General features: G+C 44.1%; 25 protein-coding genes. 9 read left to right on the top strand and 16 right to left on the bottom strand.

What is annotated here, in order from left to right:
- A complete protein-coding gene (locus ACOQON_RS02025; RefSeq protein WP_420577262.1) occupies window positions 1-318 on the bottom strand; it encodes a PadR family transcriptional regulator in 318 nt (105 codons plus the stop codon).
- 118 nt (window positions 319-436) lie between these two features.
- Here ACOQON_RS02025 and ACOQON_RS02020 point away from each other — a divergent pair, with 118 nt between their 5' ends.
- Window positions 437-2701, top strand: coding sequence for a Tex family protein (locus ACOQON_RS02020; RefSeq protein ID WP_420577261.1), 2265 nt, complete (start codon window positions 437-439; stop codon window positions 2699-2701).
- Here the strand turns inward: ACOQON_RS02020 and ACOQON_RS02015 are convergent.
- The 3 genes from ACOQON_RS02015 to ACOQON_RS02005 are packed head-to-tail and all read right to left on the bottom strand — an operon-like array spanning window position 2698 to window position 6799.
- Complete coding sequence (locus ACOQON_RS02015; protein ID WP_420577260.1) at window positions 2698-4344, bottom strand: hypothetical protein; 1647 nt, start codon at window positions 4342-4344, stop codon at window positions 2698-2700. The two genes, ACOQON_RS02020 and ACOQON_RS02015, sit on opposite strands and share 4 nt — an antisense overlap.
- 1 nt (window position 4345) lies before the next feature.
- Window positions 4346-5620: an aminotransferase class V-fold PLP-dependent enzyme gene (locus ACOQON_RS02010; RefSeq protein WP_420577259.1), complete on the bottom strand. Its 1275-nt coding sequence runs from the start codon at window positions 5618-5620 to the stop codon at window positions 4346-4348.
- Between the two features lie 45 nt (window positions 5621-5665).
- Complete coding sequence (locus ACOQON_RS02005) at window positions 5666-6799, bottom strand: MBL fold metallo-hydrolase (protein ID WP_420577258.1); 1134 nt, start codon at window positions 6797-6799, stop codon at window positions 5666-5668.
- Window positions 6800-6854: 55 nt separating this feature from the next.
- Here ACOQON_RS02005 and ACOQON_RS02000 point away from each other — a divergent pair, with 55 nt between their 5' ends.
- The 6 genes from ACOQON_RS02000 (at window position 6855) to ACOQON_RS01975 (ending at window position 10795) form a co-directional block, all read left to right on the top strand.
- Window positions 6855-7382, top strand: a complete 528-nt coding sequence (locus tag ACOQON_RS02000) for a TetR/AcrR family transcriptional regulator (RefSeq protein ID WP_420577257.1) — start codon at window positions 6855-6857, stop codon at window positions 7380-7382.
- Between the two features lie 48 nt (window positions 7383-7430).
- The gene (locus ACOQON_RS01995; protein WP_420577256.1) at window positions 7431-8216 is read left to right on the top strand and encodes an SDR family NAD(P)-dependent oxidoreductase; all 786 of its coding nucleotides are present in this window, start codon (window positions 7431-7433) and stop codon (window positions 8214-8216) included.
- Window positions 8213-8878, top strand: a complete 666-nt coding sequence (locus tag ACOQON_RS01990) for an NAD-dependent epimerase/dehydratase family protein (protein ID WP_420577255.1) — start codon at window positions 8213-8215, stop codon at window positions 8876-8878. The genes ACOQON_RS01995 and ACOQON_RS01990 overlap by 4 nt, the downstream gene beginning before the upstream one ends.
- Before the next feature lie 14 nt (window positions 8879-8892).
- The gene (locus ACOQON_RS01985; RefSeq protein ID WP_420577254.1) at window positions 8893-9477 is read left to right on the top strand and encodes a Crp/Fnr family transcriptional regulator; all 585 of its coding nucleotides are present in this window, start codon (window positions 8893-8895) and stop codon (window positions 9475-9477) included.
- Window positions 9478-9563: 86 nt separating this feature from the next.
- Window positions 9564-9944 carry a DoxX family membrane protein gene (locus ACOQON_RS01980; protein ID WP_420577253.1) on the top strand — a complete coding sequence of 127 codons (381 nt, stop codon included), beginning with the start codon at window positions 9564-9566 and terminating at the stop codon, window positions 9942-9944.
- Window positions 9941-10795: an NAD(P)-dependent oxidoreductase gene (locus ACOQON_RS01975; RefSeq protein ID WP_420577252.1), complete on the top strand. Its 855-nt coding sequence runs from the start codon at window positions 9941-9943 to the stop codon at window positions 10793-10795. The genes ACOQON_RS01980 and ACOQON_RS01975 overlap by 4 nt, the downstream gene beginning before the upstream one ends.
- A gap of 29 nt (window positions 10796-10824) precedes the next feature.
- On the opposite strand, the gene ACOQON_RS01970 is transcribed toward ACOQON_RS01975, so the two are convergent.
- The 5 genes from ACOQON_RS01970 to ACOQON_RS01950 are packed head-to-tail and all read right to left on the bottom strand — an operon-like array spanning window position 10825 to window position 15387.
- On the bottom strand, window positions 10825-11649 hold the full coding sequence (locus ACOQON_RS01970) for an SDR family NAD(P)-dependent oxidoreductase (protein ID WP_420577251.1): 825 nt from the start codon (window positions 11647-11649) through the stop codon (window positions 10825-10827).
- Window positions 11646-12329, bottom strand: a complete 684-nt coding sequence (locus ACOQON_RS01965; protein ID WP_420577250.1) for a histidine phosphatase family protein — start codon at window positions 12327-12329, stop codon at window positions 11646-11648. Before ACOQON_RS01965 ends, ACOQON_RS01970 begins: the two co-directional genes overlap by 4 nt.
- Before the next feature lie 2 nt (window positions 12330-12331).
- The gene (locus ACOQON_RS01960; protein WP_420577249.1) at window positions 12332-13396 is read right to left on the bottom strand and encodes a phosphotransferase family protein; all 1065 of its coding nucleotides are present in this window, start codon (window positions 13394-13396) and stop codon (window positions 12332-12334) included.
- Entirely contained in the window at window positions 13393-14619 is a 1227-nt protein-coding gene (locus ACOQON_RS01955) for an acyl-CoA dehydrogenase family protein (RefSeq protein WP_420577248.1), read from the bottom strand. The genes ACOQON_RS01960 and ACOQON_RS01955 overlap by 4 nt, the downstream gene beginning before the upstream one ends.
- Before the next feature lie 6 nt (window positions 14620-14625).
- Window positions 14626-15387 (bottom strand): SDR family oxidoreductase, encoded by a 762-nt coding sequence (locus tag ACOQON_RS01950; RefSeq protein WP_420577247.1) that lies wholly within the window; start codon window positions 15385-15387, stop codon window positions 14626-14628.
- A gap of 90 nt (window positions 15388-15477) precedes the next feature.
- Here ACOQON_RS01950 and ACOQON_RS01945 point away from each other — a divergent pair, with 90 nt between their 5' ends.
- The gene (locus ACOQON_RS01945) at window positions 15478-16233 is read left to right on the top strand and encodes a sulfite exporter TauE/SafE family protein (RefSeq protein WP_420577246.1); all 756 of its coding nucleotides are present in this window, start codon (window positions 15478-15480) and stop codon (window positions 16231-16233) included.
- Between the two features lie 182 nt (window positions 16234-16415).
- Here ACOQON_RS01945 and ACOQON_RS01940 read toward each other — a convergent pair whose 3' ends face one another.
- On the bottom strand, window positions 16416-16712 hold the full coding sequence (locus ACOQON_RS01940) for a hypothetical protein (protein WP_420577245.1): 297 nt from the start codon (window positions 16710-16712) through the stop codon (window positions 16416-16418).
- 229 nt (window positions 16713-16941) lie between these two features.
- Here ACOQON_RS01940 and ACOQON_RS01935 point away from each other — a divergent pair, with 229 nt between their 5' ends.
- A complete protein-coding gene (locus tag ACOQON_RS01935; RefSeq protein ID WP_420577244.1) occupies window positions 16942-17319 on the top strand; it encodes a hypothetical protein in 378 nt (125 codons plus the stop codon).
- Here the strand turns inward: ACOQON_RS01935 and glp are convergent.
- The 6 genes from glp to ACOQON_RS01905 form a co-directional block, all read right to left on the bottom strand.
- Window positions 17300-18463, bottom strand: a complete 1164-nt coding sequence (gene glp, locus ACOQON_RS01930) for a gephyrin-like molybdotransferase Glp (RefSeq protein WP_420577243.1) — start codon at window positions 18461-18463, stop codon at window positions 17300-17302. The genes ACOQON_RS01935 and glp overlap by 20 nt on opposite strands.
- A gap of 119 nt (window positions 18464-18582) precedes the next feature.
- Window positions 18583-19566 (bottom strand): GTP 3',8-cyclase MoaA, encoded by a 984-nt coding sequence (gene moaA, locus ACOQON_RS01925; protein ID WP_420577242.1) that lies wholly within the window; start codon window positions 19564-19566, stop codon window positions 18583-18585.
- Complete coding sequence (gene moaCB / locus ACOQON_RS01920; protein ID WP_420577241.1) at window positions 19563-20459, bottom strand: bifunctional molybdenum cofactor biosynthesis protein MoaC/MoaB; 897 nt, start codon at window positions 20457-20459, stop codon at window positions 19563-19565. The genes moaA and moaCB overlap by 4 nt, the downstream gene beginning before the upstream one ends.
- 140 nt (window positions 20460-20599) lie before the next feature.
- Window positions 20600-21043, bottom strand: a complete 444-nt coding sequence (locus ACOQON_RS01915; protein WP_420577240.1) for a molybdenum cofactor biosynthesis protein MoaE — start codon at window positions 21041-21043, stop codon at window positions 20600-20602.
- Window positions 21040-22062 (bottom strand): ThiF family adenylyltransferase, encoded by a 1023-nt coding sequence (locus ACOQON_RS01910; protein WP_420577239.1) that lies wholly within the window; start codon window positions 22060-22062, stop codon window positions 21040-21042. The genes ACOQON_RS01915 and ACOQON_RS01910 overlap by 4 nt, the downstream gene beginning before the upstream one ends.
- Window positions 22059-22295 (bottom strand): MoaD/ThiS family protein, encoded by a 237-nt coding sequence (locus ACOQON_RS01905; RefSeq protein WP_420577238.1) that lies wholly within the window; start codon window positions 22293-22295, stop codon window positions 22059-22061. Before ACOQON_RS01905 ends, ACOQON_RS01910 begins: the two co-directional genes overlap by 4 nt.
- Window positions 22296-22298 lie beyond the last annotated feature (3 nt).

Below are 22298 nucleotides of genomic sequence, written 5' to 3'. Positions count from 1 at the left end.
TCATGAACTCATTTTTGGGATTAAAGACCACAATGCTTCCCGCTGACTCCTCAGGTCTAAGACTAATTGATATCCGGAGTTAGTAATCTGATAAATCCTCTTCTTTCTTCCACCTCGTTCTGAAGTAGGCGCTGACTCATATGATCGCACCAACCCTTTATCTTCCAATCGTTTTAAAACCGTATGAATAGCCGGAATGGAAATCTCATGTCCCGTTCTATTCGCGTACTCATTGGCGATGGATACCGCATAAGCATCTTCTTGCATTGCCGCGGCAAGTAAAATCACCATCTCTTCTAAAGCCCCTAGTTTATACATTTATTTAATTAACTTTTGTATAAGACGAATATATGAAAAAAGGGTTACAGAAGTTTTCCACATCCTATTTATTTCAAGTTTCTCTCTCCTATTTTTGACGACTATTTGAACGACTTTTATGAGACACGAAGAACGAATTGCAGGGGAACTCAATCTATCGCCCAGACAAGTAACAGCAACCATTAATTTATTAGATGAAGGAGCGACTGTTCCTTTTATCTCACGGTATCGAAAAGAGGTGACTGGCAGCCTAGATGACCTGCAGGTGGCCGGCATCCGTGATCGTATTCAGCAGCTTCGTGACCTGGATGCGCGAAGAGAAGCCATCCTCAAATCCATCAAAGAGCAGGAAAAGCTGACTCCTGAACTGGAAAAGAAAATCAATGAGGCCGAAACGATGGCCAAGCTGGAAGACCTGTACCTTCCATACAAGCCTAAGCGAAAAACACGTGCAAGTGTCGCCAAAGAGAAAGGGTTGGAGCCATTGGCTACCAAAATCCTTGAGCAAAGCAACTTCGATCCATTTGTTGAGGCAAGTCAGTTTGTAGACGCGGAAAAGGGTGTGGAGTCCGAGGAAGATGCACTGCAAGGAGCACGTGACATCATCGCTGAGACCATCAACGAACATGCGGAAACGCGTCAGCAGATTCGTGAGCTATTTATGAAGAAAGGCATCATCGCCTCGAAGGTGCTGAAAAGCAAGGAGAAAGATCCCGAGGCACAGAAATACAAGGATTACTTTGAGTGGGACGAACCAATCGCAAAGATTCCTTCTCATAGACTTCTGGCCATTCGTCGGGGTGAGAAAGAGGGCTTCCTTTCCATGAACATTGCCCCGGAAGAAACGGAAGCACACGCCATCATTGAAAAAGAATTTCTGAAAGCCAATAACGAAGCTTCCGAACAGGTTGAGCTGGCAATCAAAGATTGCTACAAGCGATTGATGAGTGTGAGCATCGAAACGGAGGTACGCATGGAGAGCAAGAAAAAAGCAGATGAAGAAGCGATCTCTGTGTTTGCTGAAAATCTGAAACAACTGCTCATGGCGGCTCCCCTTGGACAAAAAGCCGTGATGGCGATTGACCCTGGATTCCGAACGGGTTGCAAGGTGGTGTGCCTGGACAAGCAGGGCAAGCTTCTGGAATTCACAGCGATCTACCCTAATGCACCTCAAAACGATACAACAAGAGCAGGTGAAACGGTGAAGCACCTGGTAGAAAAGCATCAAATTGAAGCCATTGCCATTGGAAATGGTACAGCCAGCAGGGAAACCGAAGGATTTGTGAAAAAGCTGGGGCTACCATCTTCGGTCATTGTAGCCATGGTAAATGAAAGTGGCGCCTCTATTTATTCTGCTTCTGAAGCTGCACGTGATGAATTCCCGAACGAAGATGTGACCGTAAGAGGTTCCGTATCCATTGGTCGACGTATGATGGATCCATTGGCTGAGCTCGTGAAGATCGATGCAAAATCCATTGGTGTAGGTCAGTACCAGCACGATGTGGATCAGACTGCATTGAAAAAGTCGCTGGACGATGTGGTGATGGCCTGTGTGAATAATGTAGGTGTGGAATTAAATACCGCAAGTAAACAGCTCCTGACTTACGTATCCGGATTGGGAGCGAGTATTGCTGAAAACATTGTGAAGTACCGGAACGAAAACGGACCATTCAAATCACGGGAGGCATTGAAAAAAGTCCCTAGATTGGGAGGGAAAGCATTTGAGCAGGCCGCCGGTTTCCTGCGCATCGAAGGAGCGGAAAACCCGTTGGATAAAAGTGCGGTGCACCCTGAGCGGTACAAGACCGTAGAGCAAATGGCTAAAGATGCGCAGGCTACTGTCAGAGACCTAATGACCAGTGCAGAGCTACGAAAGAAAGTAAACCTCAAAAATTACGTCTCTGATGAGGTGGGACTACCTACCCTTAAGGACATCATGGATGAACTGGACAAACCCGGCCGTGATCCGAGGGATCAGTTTGAGGCGGTGCAATTCCAGGAAGGCGTGAATGAAATCACCGACCTGAAGGCAGGCATGAAGCTACCCGGCGTGGTGACCAATATCACCAAGTTTGGCGCATTTGTGGATATCGGCGTACATCAGGATGGGTTGGTGCACATCAGCCACCTGTCGAACTCGTTTGTTTCCGATCCTACGCAAGTAGTGAAGTTGGGACAAAAAGTGCAGGTGACCGTGCTAGAAGTAGATGTACCCAGAAAACGTATTTCCCTTTCTATGAAAGGAGATGCACCTCAGGTAAAACGCTCGGAGAAACGTACGCAACAAAGCAAACTCCAAAACCAAAAACCTCGAGAAGAGAAAGTGCCGGATGGCGATCTGCAGGCTAAGCTTGCGATGCTGAAAGGAAAGTGGGGAAATTAATTTCCCCCTTTTACCATTTCCGTCTTCGCCAAAGAAATCGGAATATTTCCAATGCTATTCAGTATATCAAAGAAGTCTTTCAACTTGAACGACTCGCCTGCCTTTTCCTTTTTCAGCGCATAGGCCATCATGGCATCCTCTAGCAAATACTTTCCTGTGATATAACTGGTACCATACCCCGGCTGCCGTAAATACAAATGTTGTTCGAAGATGAGTAACTCTTTTTCCGTTTTCATCCAGGCTCGTGGGGTGTATTCCGAATGGATTTTGCCAGCCTCTTCCATGGTCATTTCATTGGCGTGTGCATATAGGGAACCTAGTCCCCTTGCGGCTCGCTGGGCAATCATGATGTACACAATCTCACGCACCCGTGGGTCATCATCGTATAATCCGGCATCCATAAACATTTCTTCCACTGCAGTGGCTGTTCCCTCATTTCTACTGTCGAAGATATTGTACAACAATGGGCCTTTTCGAATGGGACTCTCATTTGGTTCGGTATCCATACGTGCCAATTCAAACCAATGATAGAAATGCGAAAAAAGCGGTCTGGGATCATGATGAGCTGTGATCCAGAAAAAGTTTCTTGTCTCCTCCGGCACAAAACCACCCAGATGTTCCCTCAGGGCGGGATCAAAATAGTCTTTAACCGTCACAATGGAATCCTGGTCCAAAAATTCAATCAGGCTTTTGGCCGCCCGATCAGCCAGTTCATCATAGGCTTCTTCAGAATTTACTGGTTCCAGCTGTGCGAGCTTACGGTTTCGGTGTTCTTCCAGTTTCAATGCCGACCAGGCTCTGGCCAACTCCCGTTTGAGAATCATCACCTCATCCTCCCATGTCAATGGGACGAGGTGAACATTTTGCAGGTACCAGGTGTAATTTTCTTTTCCGATTCCGGATGGTCCGGTTTTATAAGCAACCTGGTCTTTTAGCCAGTCGATAAAATCATCCGTTGAAGCAATCGCCTCATCTATTACGCCGACCAACTCATCATCTCCGCTTATGTCCGGCCATTCCTTGATCATTTTCAGGTTTTCAGACTGGAACTCAATGGTACGTATTCCGGCTATCCAAAGGTCTCTTGCATCTCCAGTTAGATTGACTTGTGCTTGTTCGTTCAGTGCTGGAATCACTGACAAATCTTCAAGTAATTGATCTCTCGCTGGCACATCCAATGGAAATTCATATTGCCAAATCTCAGTAGTACCATGATGTGTAGGACCTTCGTGCGCAGGCACATCACTTCGATACATCCAGAGTGATTTATAAAAAGCAGGATCTCGTTCCCATGGTTTTAGAATACGATAATTAAAGTCATACCCATTCATTTCAGCCCAAACAATTTTCCAGTCTATCTTTTCAGCTACCTCCCAACCTGACGTATCCATCACAAGCAGTTTATTTTGAAGGCGTTGAAACTCCGGATGTCTTTCATCAAACGTTTCTTTACGGTAATCAGGAGCGCCATTGAAAAGTGGCGGGTTTTCAAAATTACGCCATTCCACAAATAAATCAATGAGGTCATCATATGAAGCTTCTTGTTGTCGGATGCTCTTCTGCTCAGCAGACTCACCTGAATTACTAGACGTGCATGCAAATGCTAGAAGTGCTAAAAGGATTAAATGGCTTACTTTTTTCATATTATGCTAATTCTGAAATCACATTGAGTGCTTTATCAATTTCTTCTTTTGAGTTGTAAATGTGTACTGAGTGACGAAGCAAATCTTCTCCTACTGATCGGGGTTGTAACCGTTCTTTCTCCCACATGGTTTTTTGAAGTTCCGGCCCACTAAGGCCATTTACTGCATATGTGGTAATACCCGCTGACATATCAGGATGAATGGAAGAATGGATTTTTACATGATCCATTTCTTTTATTCCCGCTCGTAGGTAGTCGCCGAGTTCCTTGATCCGACCAATCCACCGATCCTCTCCTATGGTATTGTAGAAATCAACTGCCGCATCATATCCCTCTAATAACCCGGGATTACCTGTACCATTTTGCATCAATCGAAAACCATGATCCTCTTTATTTTCCCAGTTGTAACTGGGGATGGTTGCCCAGATATTTTCCACCACATCAGGATTGATGTAAAGCAGTCCGCTCCCCGCAGGTGCCAATAGCCATTTATGTAAACTGGAATAATAGGCATCACAGCCGATTTCTTTAACATCCACCTTGACATGCCCGATACACTGTGCGCCATCCAGAATCGTGAAAATTCCTCGCTTACGTGCTTCGGCACAAATTTCTTTTACGGGCATCACTACTCCATAGGCAGAAATGATGTGAGGAACAGCAATCACCCGTGTTTTATTAGTCACTTCTTTGAAAATAGCGTCAACAACTTCCTGCGGATCGTTAGCCGGAGTTGGCATGGTGGCTTGTTTGTAAACGCACCCTTTTCGCTTCGCCAAAAGCTGCCACGCAGCAAATCCACCTCCGTGTTCCTGATTGGTATTCAAAAGTTCATCACCTTTTTTCAAATCCAGTCCCATCCCCACATAGTTCATTCCGAATGTGGCATTTTGTGTCAATGAAATGGACCGATAATCTGCATTAATGATGGCTCCCAGCTTTTTTCTAAGTTCCTTGCATGGAAAGTATCCGCTTAGCAGTTCTGGACCGGACCCATTCTTATAATCTACTTCTGCCGCATGTTTAGCATAATGCGTCATATGGTTCATCATCCGGGAAAGGGTGTAATTGGGCGTGGGGCCCATGGTTCCATTATTGAAATACGTTTGACCCTCTTTAAGAGCAAACTGTTTTCGGACCATTTGCCAATAATTTTCCATTCCGGGTTGTGCCAGCTTTAGTTCCTGAATCGAACGGGGAACATCATTGAAGGAAAAAAGCGGCAGTGAAAGTGCTCCCAGCGCACTTTTTTGAAGAAACTCTCGTCGGTTGGCCATGATTAAGATGCTGTTGGATGCATCTTAAAGTTAACGAATGTTATTTCACTTATAGGACTCCCACCACCGATCCAAATCAGAGCTATCCGATAACGAAACCATTTGGCCTACTTCAGGAGTGAAAAGCCTGATTCCCTCCTCTTGCGCTTTTTGAGATAGTCGATTCACCGATTCCTTCCAGGGGTGTAAACTCAGGTCAAACTTCCCCCAATGGATCGGCATCAGAAGTTTCCCATTGACATCCAAATGTGCCTGGGCAGTTTCTTCCGGAAACATATGAATCTCACTCCATCCTTCATTATATGCTCCACATTCCATAAAGGTCAGATCAAAAGGACCATATTTTTCGCCGATTTCTTTGAAGCCAGGAAAGTAGCCACTGTCACCACTAAAATATAGTCGCTTATTCTGCCCTATGATCACCCATGACCCCCATAAGGTGCTAAACCGGTCACCAAAGCCGCGACCCGAGAAATGTCGGGTGGGTGTGAATGCAAGCTTAAGCCCCTTAAATTCAATTTCATCCCACCAATTCAGCTCTGTAATGTTCTCAGCAGGCACACCCCATTCCTCAAAGTGAGCTCCAACTCCTAAAGGCAAGTAAAAGCGATTCACTTTTTCTTTCAAAACTTTGATCGTAGGATAGTCGAGGTGATCGTAGTGATCATGAGAAAGAATCACAACATCAATTTGGGGCAATTCATCAACAGAAATATGATCGGTATAGTCAAACCGCTCAGGCCCCATGAAAGTAAACATAGAGGCACGTTTACCTTTGATTACCGGATCCGCAAGAATAGTGATACCATTAATTCTCATCAAAATAGTGGAATGTCCAAACCACGTAAAGGCAATACTGTCATCCGGAATTTGGTCAAATGCTAGGGCATCAAAGGGTTTGACCAGAATAGGTTTCTGTGGATTCTTAAAGGTTTTGTCTGAAAAGAGATAATGTCCCAATGACTTTCGGATGGTTGCCCAGGTCATTTCTATCTTGGTTTCCACCGTATTCTCAAATTTTCCGTCCGTATAATTAGGAGCTTGCTTCATACGCTCAAGGCGCTCACCTGATGGCTTGCCACCTATCTGTGGCGCTGTTCGGAAGAAGATAATCACTGCCAGTACGACCAGCAAGATGATAGAGATAAGTACCAACATGATTCGCTTAAATATTTTCATAATGCCTTGCAATGTAAAAGAATATTTCTACATTTGTAAGTGATTACTCACTTTTATGACGGAAAAACAAGAGAAAATATTGAATGCTGCGCTTAAGCTTTTTGCAGAAGAAGGGTTCAGAAGTACTTCTACCAGTAAAGTGGCCAAAGCAGCTGGTGTATCGGAGGGATTGATTTTTCGTCATTTCACCAATAAAGAGGGGTTATTACAAGCCATTATTCAAATGGGTGAGGAGCGGGCAAAAGAATTATTCTCAGATATTGTACTTGAACCAGACGCAAAAGAACTGCTCCGAAAGTACATTGAATTGCCCTTAAAAGTGAAGAATGACAAAGAAGCACTGGAATTCTGGAAGCTGCAGTTCAAGATTAAATGGGAACTGGAGCTCTATGGTGAACATAAAATGATTGTGATAGAGGAAGCGTTGATTCGCGCCTTTGATCAACTCCGATATAATGAGCCTGAGAAAGAAGCCAACCTACTTTTAACGCTCATGGATGGGTTGGCTACTCGCGGAATTCTCCAGGAAACTTACGAACTTGATGAGGCCACCAAATTTATAAAACAGAAGTACAAAGTATAATTTTTTATTAAAAAATTGAGTGATTACTCACTAACTAAATAGAACATTATGAACAATAAAGTCGCATTAATTACCGGAGCATCTTCCGGGATTGGTAAAGAAATGGCACATATCCATGCTGAAAAGGGCGGGGATGTCATCATTGTTGCCAGAAGTGAAGACAAACTAAATGAGCTAAAGAAAGAATTGGAAAGCAAGCACAGCATACATGTTCATGTGATTGCTAAAGACCTGACACAATCGGGAGCCGCCAAAGAAGTCTATGAAGAAATCAAGACCAAAGGCTTAGAAGTAGATTACCTTGTCAACAACGCTGGGTTTGGAGGTGTAGGCAAATTCCATGAACGAAACATTGAAGATGATTTGAATATGATTAATCTCAATGTGTCAGCCCTTACAGCACTGACACATCACTTTTTACAAGACTTTGTGAAACGAAATGAAGGCAAGATTTTGAATGTTTCTTCTACTGCGAGCTTACTTCCCGGACCGCTTCAGGCCGTTTATTATGCAACAAAAGCATTCGTTACTTCTTTCAGCAACGCCCTTGTCGAGGAGCTGAAAGACACACATATTACGGTTACAAACCTGATGCCCGGGGCAACCGAAACTGATTTCGGAAAAGTATCCGGTATGGATAAGACAGATCTATTCACCGATTTAACCAGTGCCAGAAAGGTGGCGGAAGATGGATATAATGCCATGCTGAAAGGGAAAATGGATAAAATTTCGGGCTTGAAATTTGGTCAGAGATTTATGATGGCCTTTCTTCCCGTCACTCCGAAGAAGATTGTTTTGAGTCAAATTAGAAAAATGCAGGAGTTGAAATCATGAACGTAATCATTACAGGAGCAACAGGGATGGTTGGCAAAGGCGTGCTGCTAGAATGCCTGGACCACCCGGAAGTAGAAAAAGTATTGAGCATTGGCCGCTCTGAGGTTGAGCTTAATCACCCTAAATTAGTTCAGCTAATCCACAAAGATTTTTCTGATTTCTCATCGGTAAGGGATCAATTGAAAGGATATGATGCGGCTTACCTCTGCATGGGAGTAAGTGCTGCTGGCATGAGTGAAGAAAAATACCATCACCTGACTTACGATTTGACTCTAGCCTTGGCTAAACCACTTCATGAAATGAATCCTAATATGACCTGCACGTATGTTTCAGGTCTAGGCACTGACTCCACGGAGAAAGGGCGAACCATGTGGGCACGAGTGAAAGGGAAGACTGAAAATGCACTATTGAACCTGGGTTTCAGGCAAGCGTTTATGTTTCGTCCGGGAGGTATCATTCCAAAACGGGGAATTAAGCCAAGCAGCAAACTTTACCGGAGAGCACTCTTCTGGCTTGGATGGCTTTTACCGATCATTAAAGCAATAGCTCCCAACTCGATTGTAAACACTTCTCAAGTAGGTTTGGCTATGATAAATGTGACAAAAAATGGATACGATACAACAATTATTCATCCAAGGGATATCTTAAAAATCGCTGGCTAGCTTATCTTCAAAGCATGAAAGACCTGGCTATCCTTCAACACATTGAGCGCTTTGTCTCTTTGAATGAGGAAGAGAAAAATGCTTTTTCAGCGATTGTTGAAGAACATATTATAAAAAGAAAATCCTTTATTGTCCAACCCGGATTTGTTTGCAAACATCAAACCCACATTGTTCGCGGGGCTCTTCGCTCTTATTTCATCACTCCGGATGGTAGTGAGCATACCATTGCCATTGCGATTGATGACTGGTGGATAAGTGATTTTTACAGCTATACCAGTCAGACGCCCGCATCTCTGTATGTAGAAGCACTGGAGGATAGTGTTGTCCAGCAAATCAGCTATGACAATGTCGAGCGCATATGTAATGATCACCCTCGCTTTGAGCGGTTTTTTCGGCTGGTTGCGCAAAAGGCATTTGCCTACTCACAACGACGCGCCCTTTCTAATATCGGCAAGACCGCTGAGGAACGATACCTGGAATATGCTGAGATGTACCCGCAAATCATTCAGCGAATACCTCAATATATCATTGCCTCATACCTAGGCATGTCTCCGGAATTTTTAAGCAAGATTCGCAAAAAATTAGCTTCTTCATCTTGAACTAGTTCAAGAGACTTTCCTGTTTTAGTTCATTTTTTACCGGTAGCCTCAGATCCAATTTTGCTCTCAACAAAATCAAAAAATCTATGGATACACGTAAAATTTTGTTTCTGGGATCCAAGGTGCTCTTAGGAACGCTCATGATTATTTTTGGACTGAATAAGTTTTTTGGATTCATTCCTGTAGAACCGCCAGCAGACCCAACAGCTCAGACTTTTCTTGGGACCATGTTCTCAAGCTACCTGTACCAGGTTGTGGCGCTGGCTGAAATCATCGGGGGAATTCTTCTTTTCATTCCTCGCACTTCCTTTATTGGGGCGCTGATATTGCTTCCGGTGATTTTCAACATTGTAGCTTTTCATTTCGCACATGATTTACCGGGTAATGGCATCTGGCTGGCACCAACATTTTTGTTTGTGCTCGTGTTAATCTCTTTCAAAGAACGATTCAAATCCTTTGCAATATGAAAATCGCATTTATTGGATTAGGAATAATGGGTAGCAGAATGGCTGCCCATCTATTAAAATCAGGCAATGAACTGACGGTTTATAACCGATCCGAAGCGCCACGAAAAAAGTTGGCAAAACAAGGAGCCATTGAAGCTCATTCACTTGAAGAGGCATTAACCGATGTTGATGTCGTTTTCAGCATGCTTTCCAAACCGGAGGTGGTTGAGGAAGTAATACTAAATAAAGGCTTGCATGCAATGAAAAAAAATGCGCTGTGGGTTGACTGCTCCACTGTAAATCCCTCATTCACAAGAAAAGCAGCTCAGGTAGCAGAGAATGAGGGCATTCACTATCTGGAGGCCCCTGTTGCAGGTACCAAACCACAAGCCGAAAGCGGTGAGTTAGTCTTTTTTGTTGGTGGGGAGCAAAGCATCAAAGAAAAAGTGGATCCGCTCTTCAACCTAATGGGGAGTAAGGTGCTTCATCTCGGAAAGGTAGGTAAAGGTGCTTCTTTCAAAATGGTAGTAAATATGATGCTGGGAACGAGTATGGTCGCGTTTGCCGAATCTTTGAAATTCGGGGAGTCTATGGGAATCGACCGTGATTTTTTATTAGATACGATTCCCAACCTTCCAGTTTCAGCCCCATTTACCAAGATGAAAGCCTCACTAATAAAAGAAGGGGACTATGAGGCACAATTTCCACTAGAGCTGCTTTACAAGGACCTTCATCTGGCAGCACAATCTGCATATGAAAATGAACAGCCCATCCCCTATTCAAATACAGCCAAGGAGTTATATGCACTTGCAATGAAAGAAGGAATGGGAAGGGAAGACATGGCAGCCATTTATAAACTCTTTGGAAAGTGATTTAAACTCTAGGATGGGTCATTATTGACTCATCTTAGAAACTTTTCCATCATTTTATCAAATTGCTTATTGATCAGTTTTGGAAACCACTTTTTGAAAAAATAAGCACGTCTTGCTTCCTTCGGATGCACAATATGAAATTTCCCCTTGATCGATTGCATCAACACCACATTTGCCATCTCCTCTGCATTGGTGGTTGAATACTTCATCTGCTTTTCAGCAAAATTCATGAACTGTTGAGACCCGCTAGCCTGGCTCATGATGTTGGTTTTGAAAAAGGTGGGCGTCACCACACTCACATGAATGCCTTTCGGCTTTAGTTCATGGTAAAGGGTTTCCGAAAGGGAATACACAGCGGCTTTCGATGCGTTATAGGCCGACATCCCCGGTGCGTTCATAAATCCCGCAGCACTTCCAATGTTGATAATCAGTCCGCTGGATTGCTCGATCATTTTCGACACGAAATGATGACACCCATAATACACCCCCATCAGGTTGATACGTATCATCCGCTCCCATTGATCCAATTTATAATGCTGAAAAAATTCTCCGTCCCCGATTCCGGCATTATTAATCACCACATCCATATGGTTGGTATCCTTTTTCAGCTGATCCATCACCTGCTCGTAGTTGAGGGCATTACTCACATCCAGTTCATAGGTATAAATCGCTTTGGCTCCATCAAGCGAGTTTTTTATCTCCTCCAAAGATGCCATTTGAATATCTGATAAATAAAGCGTCCACCCATTGGATGCAAGCAGTCGGGCGAAGGCGGCTCCAAGGCCCGAGCCTGCTCCTGTTATGAAAGCATTCTTATTTGGGTATTTGATATTTAATTTTTCCAGTAACATCATCGGTAGGTTATTAATTCAGCGTTATGCTCAAGGTGGCTATAATCATTGTATGTGCTCAGGGAGAGTTTATTTCTCCCCACCAAAATTTTAGTCACGCTGCTATTCACCAGTCTACCCTGCAACTCAATAAACTGTTTTTCTTCCAGGTTAAGCATCTTGATCATGACCATCGCGATAGGACCTCCGGAAGTAAAAATGAAGGCTCTTCCACCTTTTTCGAGCTGCTCTGCCACTTGTGTCAATCCTTCCCAAACCCGTGCTTTAAACTGCTTCCAGGTAACAGCATACGAATACTTTTCTTCCATCCAGTCCAAAATTGAATCATTGAGAATCTGCTGCAATGCCGCCATGGGGTTCTCTTGCGCTCTTAAGTGATTTCCAATCGCTTCATAATCCGTAAAGGCCGGATGATGCCTGGTCAGCAGCTCCATATGATCGTATTCATTCCAATGACCCATCTCTTCATATTTCATTGAGTTACCCAGCGCGTTTAAGCAGTGGGTAGCCGTCTCATGATGACGAACCAGGGAACCTCCTGTCGTAAAATCTGGCTCAATCTTTCGGTTTTTCAGGGATTCACCCAAAATACCTGATTGTGCAACCCCCAACTCCGAAAGTTTATCATAATCCTCTTTGAGGAAGCTGGCTTGTCCATGCCGTATCAAATAAATCATCGCCATGGCTATCGTTTTTGTTTCATCACGTTTTCACAAGTTTTGATCAGGTAGATGGAGATCATCCAGAAATTTTTGAACACCTTGTTCTTTGTAAATCCTTTGGAGTATCGGAAGTAAATCTGCTGTGCGATTCCTGCCAACCGAAATAAACCATATACGCGGTAAAATCGAAAATCCTCCACTTGTCTGCCGGTCTTCTTACCATAATAGTGAATGATCTCTTTCCTGGTCAGCATGCCCGGTACATTACTCGGCTGTCTACGCATGGACTTGATAAAAAAGTTATCAGATTCCTCTACCCAGTATGCCAGACTATTTCCTAAATCCATCAGGGGATCCCCGATGGCTGCCAGCTCCCAATCCAGTACACCGATAATGTTTGCAGGATCTTCCGGATCTAAGACCACATTATCCAATCGAAAATCATTGTGGATTACGCACAGTTGCTCTTCCTTCGGCATATGCTGTTCCAGCCATTTCATCACCTTCTTCCCTGCCGGGACATTCCAGGTTTTTGCATCTGCATAGCGCTTATTCCAACCGATAATCTGACGTTCAATATAGCCCTCACCTTTCCCCAAATCACCCAATCCTTCTTTTTGATAATCTACCTGATGGAGCTCAATTAATTTGTCCCAAAAGGAATAGCATAAGGCTTTTACTTTTTCGGGCCCCAGCTCCAACTCCCTTGGAAAATTCTTCCGTGGAATAATGCCTTCAAGCCGCTCCATCAAATAAAAAGTAGAACCCAGCACCTCTTCATCCTCACAGACGGCAATCATCTCGGGCACATAGGGAAAATGAGGTTTTAAAGCTTTCTGAAGGTGGTACTCCCGTGGCATGTTGTGTGCACCAGCGGCTTTCTTTCCCAATGGTGCCCTCCGCAAGATCAAATCGTGATTTTCAAACTGGAGACGATAGGTCCAGTTCGATGCGCCACCGGAAAATTGGGTGATCTCCGGAATGCCGGATAGATCGGAAATATGATTTTCCAGCCATGGCATAAGTTTTTCCATGTCCAGCTCCTCTCCCGAACGTTGCTGGCGTTCCAAATCCTTAATTTTCGTCATCCGCCCAGGTATTTTTTGAATTCCAGACGAGAGATCATGCGCTGGTGCACTTCATCCGGACCATCAGCCAATCGTAATGCACGTGCCTGAATGAAAAAGCTAGTGAGTGGAAAATCATCCGACAGCCCACCTCCACCATGAATCTGCATCGCCATGTCGGTCACTTCCTGCAAAACATTTGGTGCGACCACTTTGATGGCGGAAATCTCCGTCATGCTATCTCTTACACCCACTTCATCAATTTTCCAGGCAGCATAATGCGTGAGCAATCGAGCCTGATCAATGTCAATTCGTGCTTTCGCAAAACGCTCGGAATTTCCTCCCAGCTGGGCAAGCAGCTTTCCAAATGCTTCTCTTGTTCCACTTCTGATGATGGCCAGTTGCAAAGCTCTTTCTGCTGCGCCAATACATCGCATACAGTGATGAATACGACCAGGACCTAACCGACCTTGTGCGATGGCGAAACCCTCTCCAAAATCCTGAATCAGATTTACCTTAGGCACTCGAACATTATTAAAATGAACTTCCCCATGACCAGCGGGCGGATCGTATGCGCCAAAGGTGGTAAGCATGCGTTTGATTTCGACACCAGGTGTGTCCAACGGAACCAACACCATGGTGTGCTGTCGATGCTTGGCTGCCGACTCATCCGTTTTGCCCATAACGATGGCAATCTTTGCATCCGGATGCCCCAGCCCTGTTGACCACCATTTTTTCCCGTTGATGACAATCTCATCCCCATCCGGTTGGATCGACGTTTGAATGTTGGTTGCATCGGAGGAAGCCACATCTGGCTCGGTCATGCAAAAGACAGATTTAATCTCCCCCTCCAGTAATGGTTTCAGCCACTGCTCTTTTTGCTCATCATTGCCAAAATGATAGAGCACCTCCATGTTTCCGGTATCCGGTGCGTTGCAATTGAAAATCTCTGCTGAGTTGTAAACACGTCCCATCTCCTCGGCCAGCGGTGCGTAATCCAGCACGCTCAATCCTTGTCCCATTTCTTCATCCGGGAGGAACAAATTCCAAAGCCCTTCAGCTTTAGCTTTTAACTGCAAGTCCTTCAGCTTTGGATTTTCCGTCCACCTTTTCCAGTCACCACCCGGATTGTGTTTTTTATGATATTCAACATAATCTCGCTCAAATGGATAAACATGCGCATCCATGAACGCTTTCAGCCTGTCGAGGTATTCCTGTGATTTAGGGGAAGGTTTGAAATCCATGATTAATTAAAATTTTCGGAGTGACTTCAATGACATAAAACGCATATAATGCCTAAAGAAATACCAGGGCCAGAATGGGACGTATGCATTCCTTTTTTCTTTGTTGATTGCTTTGACGAGCAGCTTTGATCCCTTATCCAGACTGATCATAAACGGAGGTCTTTTTTCAACTTTATCGGTCATTTCAGATTCAATGTAGCCCGGAAATACGGAAGAAATCTTAATCGGTTTTTTCAACACATCCACTCTCGCTCCCTCAGCCAAGCTTCTCAACCCAGCTTTGGTCGCAGCATACACATTCATGGCAAAAGGAAAACCGCGAAATGCAGATATGGAAGAAATAGCCACCAGGTGACCATGATTCTGAGCACGGAATATTTCCAGGGCTGCTTCGAACTGACTCAACGCACCACAGAAATTAATGATCGCCGTTTGCATATTCTGTTCTGCATAGCCTTTGCCTAAAGAGGCTCCTTTACCTATGCCCGCATTCACAATCACCCGATCCAACTGTTCGCCTACATCCTGAAAATCCTGATTAAATCCCCTGAATACATCAAATACCTGTTGGGCCTGGGCCACATCCAATGGGCGGATAAACACCTTGACTTTAGGGTTGATGGCATGAATTTCTTTTTTTAGTGCTTCCAGATTTTCCACCCGCCGTGCACATAAGGCCAGGTTGCATCCTTGTTTGGCAAATTCCATGGCCATGCCTTTCCCAAGACCGGAGCTAGCACCTGTAATTAGTATGTTTTTTCTCTTCAAATCTTCGATTGGTTTATCAGCTGAACAAGATAATGAATGAAATGATAATGAAACAGTCTATGATATTCGGTCTTCATGTAGTTTTACTGCATGAGTGAATTTCTGCTCCCACTGATATTTTTCTTCATTGCTTTTTTCTATTCATCCGTTGGATTTGGTGGTGGTTCCAGTTACTTAGCGATACTCAGCCTGGTGATTGGAGAATTTTATGAGATACGGACAACCGCACTGATTTTCAATCTGGCGGTAGTCACCATTGGAACGGCTGTATATGTCCGACACAAAGTATTCGACTTCAAGCAATTTTGGCCATTCATTGTGTTCAGCATTCCCATGGCATTTCTAGGTGCACAACTAAAACTCTCCGAAAAGACTTTTTTTCTCATTCTTGGAAGCGCTCTGCTACTCTCTGCTTTTTTCATGGGGCTGCGGGTCCTTAAAAGAAAAAATGAAAATCGTTCTTTCTCCTGGATAAAACGGAGTGGTCTGGGGGGATCGGTTGGCTTTCTTTCAGGAGTAGCCGGCATTGGGGGTGGAATCTTTCTCTCACCCATTCTGAACCTCAGCGGATGGGCAAACCCGCGCACCGTCGCATCGCTGGCTTCCACTTTTATCCTATTCAACTCTGCCTCAGGACTGGCAGGCCTCATTGTGGCCGATTCATTTCATTTCGATGCTGATTTTGCTATTCCTTTATTGATTTCTGTGATTGCAGGTGGGAGCGTAGGATCCTATCTATCTAACAGCAGGTTGAATATCCATGTCATTCGTGGGCTAACCGCTATTTTAGTCGCCTATGTGGGTCTGAGATTGATTTTATTGCATGGATTTGGGATGGAGATTTGAGTTAAAACATACCCTAACTGCTAATCATAATCAGGATATAACTCTGGACAAAGCTCCTTGATCACATCAGTAGTTTTACTATTATTTGGCAACCGTTTAAGGGAGAACTCTCCATAAAATTCAACTGGATTCTCACCTAATCTTTTACCTTAAAAGCTACCAGAAATTCTTCCCCTTACATCTCAGTACTCTTCTATTGTAATTTCTAATTCATGCTTATCCAGCTTTTTTTCATCAACCTCGAGGGAGAAGTCTTGAAACTGCATCCAAAATGAAATCCCATCTTCTAATGAAAAACTACCTACTCCACTTTTAGATATTCTTACATCAATGAATGCTTCATTTCCATCAGAACAATCTCCTATATTACCCCCGAAATAGGTTGTGTTATAAATCGTATCCTTAACAAACCATTCTACTGGCTCATAGATGCTTGCTCCAATAAATGTATGGCTGGAGCCATCAATTGTGATTTCCAAAAAACTGGAAGTTTGTGGTTCATTCTTACTGCAAGAAGTTATTAGGACTAAGAGTGCAAGAATGATATTAATATTTGTTGACTTCATAATTCCTCTCTAAAGGTATATTGCTCAAAGTTCTAATCAAGCTTACGTCCGAATTTCTGAATTCTAAAAACTTGTGATTAGGCTAAGAGCCTACAAAAGAAAGTCAGGAATTATCTTTGAAAGAGATCCTGAATATGTATAAATGATTCAAACCAAAAAGATCTTTCTGGTAGATGCCATTGGTGCCATGATTTCCGCTCTTTTGATCGGTTTGGTAATCGCACCATATGAGGATTTTTTTGGTGTCCCTACTCCTATTGCTTATCTACTTTGCTTGATCGCCATACTCCTTTCCGCTTTTTCTTTACTATCCTACCTATTCGCTCAGAATAGTTGGAAAAAGAATTTGCGAATCATTGCCATCCTGAACCTGGGGTATTGTGCATTTACGGCTAGTGTCTTAACACTTAACTCCGAAGGAATTACGTTTTGGGGATGGAGCTACTTTATACTGGAAATGCTCATCATTTTTGCTTTATCGAGGGTGGAAATGGGAATAGCTAAATCAGCAGACAACTAACCGCTTCTCCTTTCTTCACCAACCTCTCTCCGTCCAAAAAGACCAGTGCATTGCCCTGAGCCATTGAATGAATCATAGAAGAGCCCTGGCCATCCAGAATAGTCACCCCTCCATTTTCAATGTGCGCTTTCAAGAAGGTGGGGCGGTTGGATTTAAATTCGTAATCTTCTTTGAGCGGGATATTCAATCGCTGCAATCCTTCTCCCTTACCTCCCGAAAGGCGCTGCAGTAATGGCAAAACATAGACATAAAAGCACGTCAAAGAGGAAGCCGGATTTCCGGGTAATGCAAAGACAAACTGGTCATCCCTGCGTCCGAAATAGAGTGGTTTGCCGGGTTTTTGCATGACTTTATAAAAGACTTCTTCCACCCCGTTTTCTTCGAGAGCCTGCTTGACATAATCGTAATCACCAACAGAGATGCCACCGGTGATTAGGAGCACATCGCATTTATCAAGGTCCTCTTCAATGCCATCTGTGATGGCCTCAAGACTGTCTTCAATAGTCTTTGTTCCGCTGCAATAAAATCCCTGATCTTGCAAAGCTGCCGCCAGTGTCTGGCTGTTGGATTCATAGATCTGGCCGATTTCCTTCTCTTTCCCGGGCTCTACCAGCTCATTTCCGGTAGCGATGACATGAATGGCCGGTTGCTGGTACACCGAAACGCTTCCGAACCCGAGTGAGCTCAGCACACCAATCGTTGCTGGAGTAATACGATGACCCAACTCAAACACGACCTGATCTTGTGCGATTTCTGTTCCTTTTCTTCGAATGTGTTTCCCCGGCACCACCTCCTCTTCCAGTTTCAGTGTGGTTCCTTCAACAGCAGTTTTTTCCTGCATCACCACCGCTGCGGTATTTTCAGGTACCCGGCCTCCTGTGAAAATGCGCATGGCCTGACCCACTTCTAGTCGATTATCAACCGTGCTTCCGGCTGCTACTTCACCTACGATTTCGAAAGTTTGCTGCTCGCCACAGACGGCATAGCCATCCATCGCGGAATTATCAAAAGAAGGAAGATCGAAAGGAGAAGTGATTGGATTTGAAAGGTAGCTTCCAAGCGATTGTACTAAAGGCAACTCATCCGGAATGGGGTCTACCTCTTGTTCTGCTATTCGTTTTAATGCTTCTTCAATGGTTATCATGAATACTTTATCAATAGACCCTGAAACTAGTTCAGGGTGATGTTCTAACTAAAACACTTATTTAATTTGATGTCATGCTGAACTTGTTTCAGCATCTCATCTCACATTAAACTATAACATCAACCACCAATTGAGATCATGGAACGATTCTTTTCATACTGTTCAGCATCCATTTTTACATCCATTCCATCGCGTGAAAATTTCTTTTGTTTAATTGTATTAAGAATGATCGGCTTGATGGATTGTCCCTCCCGATGAGGTTTCAATAAATCAGTCTCACTATTCGCAAAGAGGCAGTTTTTCATCTTTCCATCTGCGGTCAACCGGATGCGGTTACATTCCGAACAAAAAGGATTCGTAATGGTGCTGATGATGCCGAACGTACCTTGATATCCGTTTATCCGAAAGTTGTTTGATGTGCTGTGCTTGGGGTTTTCCAATACCTCTACATCACCAAACTGTTCTTTTGCCTTATTCAGAATTTCCTCCTCACTCACTCCTTTACTCCAGTCCCACTTGTTTCCGGCAAAAGGCATGAACTCTATGAATTTGACAGTCACATGTTGATCTTTCGTCAGTGCGATAAAATCGCCGATCTCTTTCTCATTCACCCCTTTGATCAAGACTACATTGAGTTTGATCTCAAATCCCCGATCAATGCCATCCTGAATGTTTTTCATGATGCGATCGTAATAGTCCCGCTTGGTGATAAATGCATTCTTAGCTTTGTCCAGGCTATCCAAACTGACATTGATTTTTTTCAATCCTGCTTCCTCAAACAAGTCATAGTACTTATCGAGAAGAATGCCATTGGTCGTCAGTTTCAGTGTCACCCCAAGTTTCGTTAGCTCGCGAACCAAATACTCAAAATTCTTTCGAACCAAAGGTTCGCCACCTGTGAGTCGAATGGTGTCTACTCCCAGCTCAACAAAGGTTTTCGAAATCTCAAGGATTTCCTCGAGTGTCATGATGTGCTCCTTCTCCGTCAGCTCAATACCCTCCTCCGGCATGCAATAAAAGCAGCGCAAGTTGCACCGGTCCGTCAGCGAGATGCGCAGGTAGGTATGAGGCCTTCCGAAAGTATCTATAATCTGAGGTTTCATCCGTGACCTCCTCCTTTGACTACATGAAATACGTGGAATAGGTGCGGGAAGATGGCATGCATGCAATCAGACACGCCTCCACTAGACCCGGGAAAAGCCAGAATGAGTTTGCTGTTTTTGATTCCGGCCACCGAACGGGATAGCATGGCGAAAGGCATGCGTTCCTGACCATATCTCCTCATTTCTTCCTCCACGCCGTGTAAGGTTGTATCCAGCAGTGGTCGAATGGTATCAGGCGTGTTATCTCGTGGGCCAGCCCCCGTTCCCCCGGTGAAAATGAGCATGTCCACTGTTTGATCATTTACCTGACGCTCGATCAGGCTAGGTTCATCAGCCATCACCTCATAGCTTGTTTCCAAGCCATACTCCTCCATTTTAGCCAAAATAAGCTTACCTCCCCGATCTTCCTTTTCTCCACTCGATACGGAATCAGAGCAAACCACCACTTTACATGAAAGCCCTTTCGGAGCTTTTTTGAATGACGATTTTCCACCCGTTTTTTTCAGGAGTTTGATCGTGCTGATCTCCACGTTTTTATCGACCGGCTTGAGCATGTCATACATGTTCAGCGCCACGATGCTGGCCCCATGCATGGCTTCCACTTCCACACCGGTTTTGTAAATCGTTTTGACGGTCATCAGAATCGTGATTTCCAATCCGTCGATGTGATATTCCACTCCCGTATATTCAATCGGTAACGGATGACAATCGGGAAGTAAGTCTGGTGTTTTCTTCACACCCAGCAACCCTGCAGCTCGTGACATTTCAAACACATCTCCTTTTGGAACTTGACCAGCATTGATCAGCTCAATAGTTTTTTGATCACCTACTTTCACAATGGCTTGTGCGGTGGCCTCTCGGAGTGTGTTCGATTTGTGAGTTATGTCTACCATTATTCAGTAATCGACCTTCGTGTAAAGTTGAAAAATAATATCTTGAAACACCCTCCTAACCTCCCTCAAGGGAGGAATACCTAACAAAATAGCTTCAGCAATATCCCCTTGAAGGGACAACAGGGGTGTCATTACTAATTTCATTGATTCACTTTCCATTTGTGACTATCATCTTCAAACACTTCCTTGCCGAAAATGGGCACGTTAGCCTTGATCTCTTCAACAAGGTATTCGCATGCTTCGATCGCTACTTTTCTGTGCGCGGAAGAAGTAAACACAAACAAGCAAAGCTCACCGGTTTTCACCATGCCCAGACTGTGATAGATGTGGCAACAAGTCATGTCGTACTTTTCAAAAGCAGACTCCCGAATTTCATGAAAGGCTTTCTCTGCCATGTCTTCATACGCTGAGTAATCAATGCCTTTCACCACTTTGCCTTCGATCTCATCGGCACGTACTTGCCCGAGGAAAATACTGTGCGCACCAATGTTTGTCTTAGACTGATGGTTGGCAATCGACTTAGCAATCTTCTCCGGAGGGATCGGGCCCTCCATAAATACTTTCTTTGGTTTCTTTTCGCTCATTTGATGATTGATTCTATTCCACCCTCCACATCAACCAAGTTAGTAAAACCGAATTCCTTCTCCAGCAGGTTGATGGCTTTTTTGCTTCGAATGCCTGACTGACAGAAGACATACACTTCCTGATCAGTAGGTATTTCTTCGCTCCGGTCCTTCAGCTGGTTCAACGGGATCTGTAAAACACCCTTTTGGTGAGCTTGTGGCTCCTCATAAAGCTCACGTACATCCAGATACATTTTATTTGAATCAATCAGCTCACAAGTGATCTGCTCCAACTGCAAAGGCCGGTTTTTCACCATTCCCACTTGCGATTCATTCCTTTTAAACCGGATAAGTTGATCGGATGAGGATAGTGTATCCACCAATTTTAAGGTTCCTGAAAGCACATTTCCTATACCTAGAACCATTTTCAATGCTTCGGTAGCCTGCATCACTCCCATTACCCCGGGCAAGACACCCAGCACCCCGGTATCTTCACAATTATTGTTGTCCTTGAAATTATGCTTCGGGTACAAACAGCGATAGGTGGGCCCGTTTTGATAATTAAAAACAGCTAGCTGCCCCTGGTATTTATAAATCGAAGCGCCAACAAACGGCTTATCCAACAGAACACACGCATCGTTGATCAGGTATTTGGTCTGGAAATTATCCGTTCCATCCAAAATGATGTCATAATCCTTAAGGAGATCCATCGCATTAGTTTCATCCAATCGTTTTACATGGACATCAAAGGAAACATCGGAATTGCGTTTGGACAGCACTGCTTTTGCTACTTCTGCTTTGGGTTGACCTACATTTTTTTCTGAAAATAGCACTTGTCGATGCAGATTGGTGATATCTACTTGATCATGATCCAGTAGACCGATACGTCCAACCCCTGCTGCAGTCAGGTATTGTGCAGCCGGACAACCCAGGCCACCAACACCAACAATCAAGATGCTTGCCTTTTGCAGCTTTTCCTGCCCGGCAACACCTATCTCCGGCAACTTCATTTGTCGATCATATCGGTTTTGTCTGCTCATCCTCCTGCAAATGGGGGTAAAACGGCTACCTCATCTCCATCCTTCAACGTTGTGGATTCTGTCAATGTCTGATTAACTGCCAGTTGAAAGGAAAGCTCATTCATTCCTGCATACTTTGAAAGCAACTGCTGCTTGATGTCTTCCAGCGATTGGCTTTCATCTATTGCAAGGGATTCTTCAACAATTCCTGTCACCTCTTCAACAGCTCCAAAATATTTAATCGTGACTGTCATAAA

Origin of the sequence: Ekhidna sp. (assembly GCF_965221965.1) — a bacterium.
Classification (GTDB): domain Bacteria; phylum Bacteroidota; class Bacteroidia; order Cytophagales; family Cyclobacteriaceae; genus Ekhidna.
The sequence above is the reverse complement of the archived record's forward strand: the minus strand, read 5'-3'. Positions and strand labels throughout refer to the sequence as shown.

What these genes read in the sequence shown, in the direction of transcription:
- ACOQON_RS02025 (WP_420577262.1), bottom strand. Translation starts at nt 318, where the DNA reads ATGTATAAACTAGGGGCTTTAGAAGAGATGGTGATTTTACTTGCCGCG.
- ACOQON_RS02020 (WP_420577261.1), top strand. Translation starts at nt 437, where the DNA reads ATGAGACACGAAGAACGAATTGCAGGGGAACTCAATCTATCGCCCAGA.
- ACOQON_RS02015 (WP_420577260.1), bottom strand. Translation starts at nt 4,344, where the DNA reads ATGAAAAAAGTAAGCCATTTAATCCTTTTAGCACTTCTAGCATTTGCA.
- ACOQON_RS02010 (WP_420577259.1), bottom strand. Translation starts at nt 5,620, where the DNA reads ATGGCCAACCGACGAGAGTTTCTTCAAAAAAGTGCGCTGGGAGCACTT.
- ACOQON_RS02005 (WP_420577258.1), bottom strand. Translation starts at nt 6,799, where the DNA reads ATGAAAATATTTAAGCGAATCATGTTGGTACTTATCTCTATCATCTTG.
- ACOQON_RS02000 (WP_420577257.1), top strand. Translation starts at nt 6,855, where the DNA reads ATGACGGAAAAACAAGAGAAAATATTGAATGCTGCGCTTAAGCTTTTT.
- ACOQON_RS01995 (WP_420577256.1), top strand. Translation starts at nt 7,431, where the DNA reads ATGAACAATAAAGTCGCATTAATTACCGGAGCATCTTCCGGGATTGGT.
- ACOQON_RS01990 (WP_420577255.1), top strand. Translation starts at nt 8,213, where the DNA reads ATGAACGTAATCATTACAGGAGCAACAGGGATGGTTGGCAAAGGCGTG.
- ACOQON_RS01985 (WP_420577254.1), top strand. Translation starts at nt 8,893, where the DNA reads ATGAAAGACCTGGCTATCCTTCAACACATTGAGCGCTTTGTCTCTTTG.
- ACOQON_RS01980 (WP_420577253.1), top strand. Translation starts at nt 9,564, where the DNA reads ATGGATACACGTAAAATTTTGTTTCTGGGATCCAAGGTGCTCTTAGGA.
- ACOQON_RS01975 (WP_420577252.1), top strand. Translation starts at nt 9,941, where the DNA reads ATGAAAATCGCATTTATTGGATTAGGAATAATGGGTAGCAGAATGGCT.
- ACOQON_RS01970 (WP_420577251.1), bottom strand. Translation starts at nt 11,649, where the DNA reads ATGATGTTACTGGAAAAATTAAATATCAAATACCCAAATAAGAATGCT.
- ACOQON_RS01965 (WP_420577250.1), bottom strand. Translation starts at nt 12,329, where the DNA reads ATGGCGATGATTTATTTGATACGGCATGGACAAGCCAGCTTCCTCAAA.
- ACOQON_RS01960 (WP_420577249.1), bottom strand. Translation starts at nt 13,396, where the DNA reads ATGACGAAAATTAAGGATTTGGAACGCCAGCAACGTTCGGGAGAGGAG.
- ACOQON_RS01955 (WP_420577248.1), bottom strand. Translation starts at nt 14,619, where the DNA reads ATGGATTTCAAACCTTCCCCTAAATCACAGGAATACCTCGACAGGCTG.
- ACOQON_RS01945 (WP_420577246.1), top strand. Translation starts at nt 15,478, where the DNA reads ATGAGTGAATTTCTGCTCCCACTGATATTTTTCTTCATTGCTTTTTTC.
- ACOQON_RS01935 (WP_420577244.1), top strand. Translation starts at nt 16,942, where the DNA reads ATGATTCAAACCAAAAAGATCTTTCTGGTAGATGCCATTGGTGCCATG.
- glp (WP_420577243.1), bottom strand. Translation starts at nt 18,463, where the DNA reads ATGATAACCATTGAAGAAGCATTAAAACGAATAGCAGAACAAGAGGTA.
- moaA (WP_420577242.1), bottom strand. Translation starts at nt 19,566, where the DNA reads ATGAAACCTCAGATTATAGATACTTTCGGAAGGCCTCATACCTACCTG.
- moaCB (WP_420577241.1), bottom strand. Translation starts at nt 20,459, where the DNA reads ATGGTAGACATAACTCACAAATCGAACACACTCCGAGAGGCCACCGCA.
- ACOQON_RS01915 (WP_420577240.1), bottom strand. Translation starts at nt 21,043, where the DNA reads ATGAGCGAAAAGAAACCAAAGAAAGTATTTATGGAGGGCCCGATCCCT.
- ACOQON_RS01910 (WP_420577239.1), bottom strand. Translation starts at nt 22,062, where the DNA reads ATGAGCAGACAAAACCGATATGATCGACAAATGAAGTTGCCGGAGATA.
- ACOQON_RS01905 (WP_420577238.1), bottom strand. Translation starts at nt 22,295, where the DNA reads ATGACAGTCACGATTAAATATTTTGGAGCTGTTGAAGAGGTGACAGGA.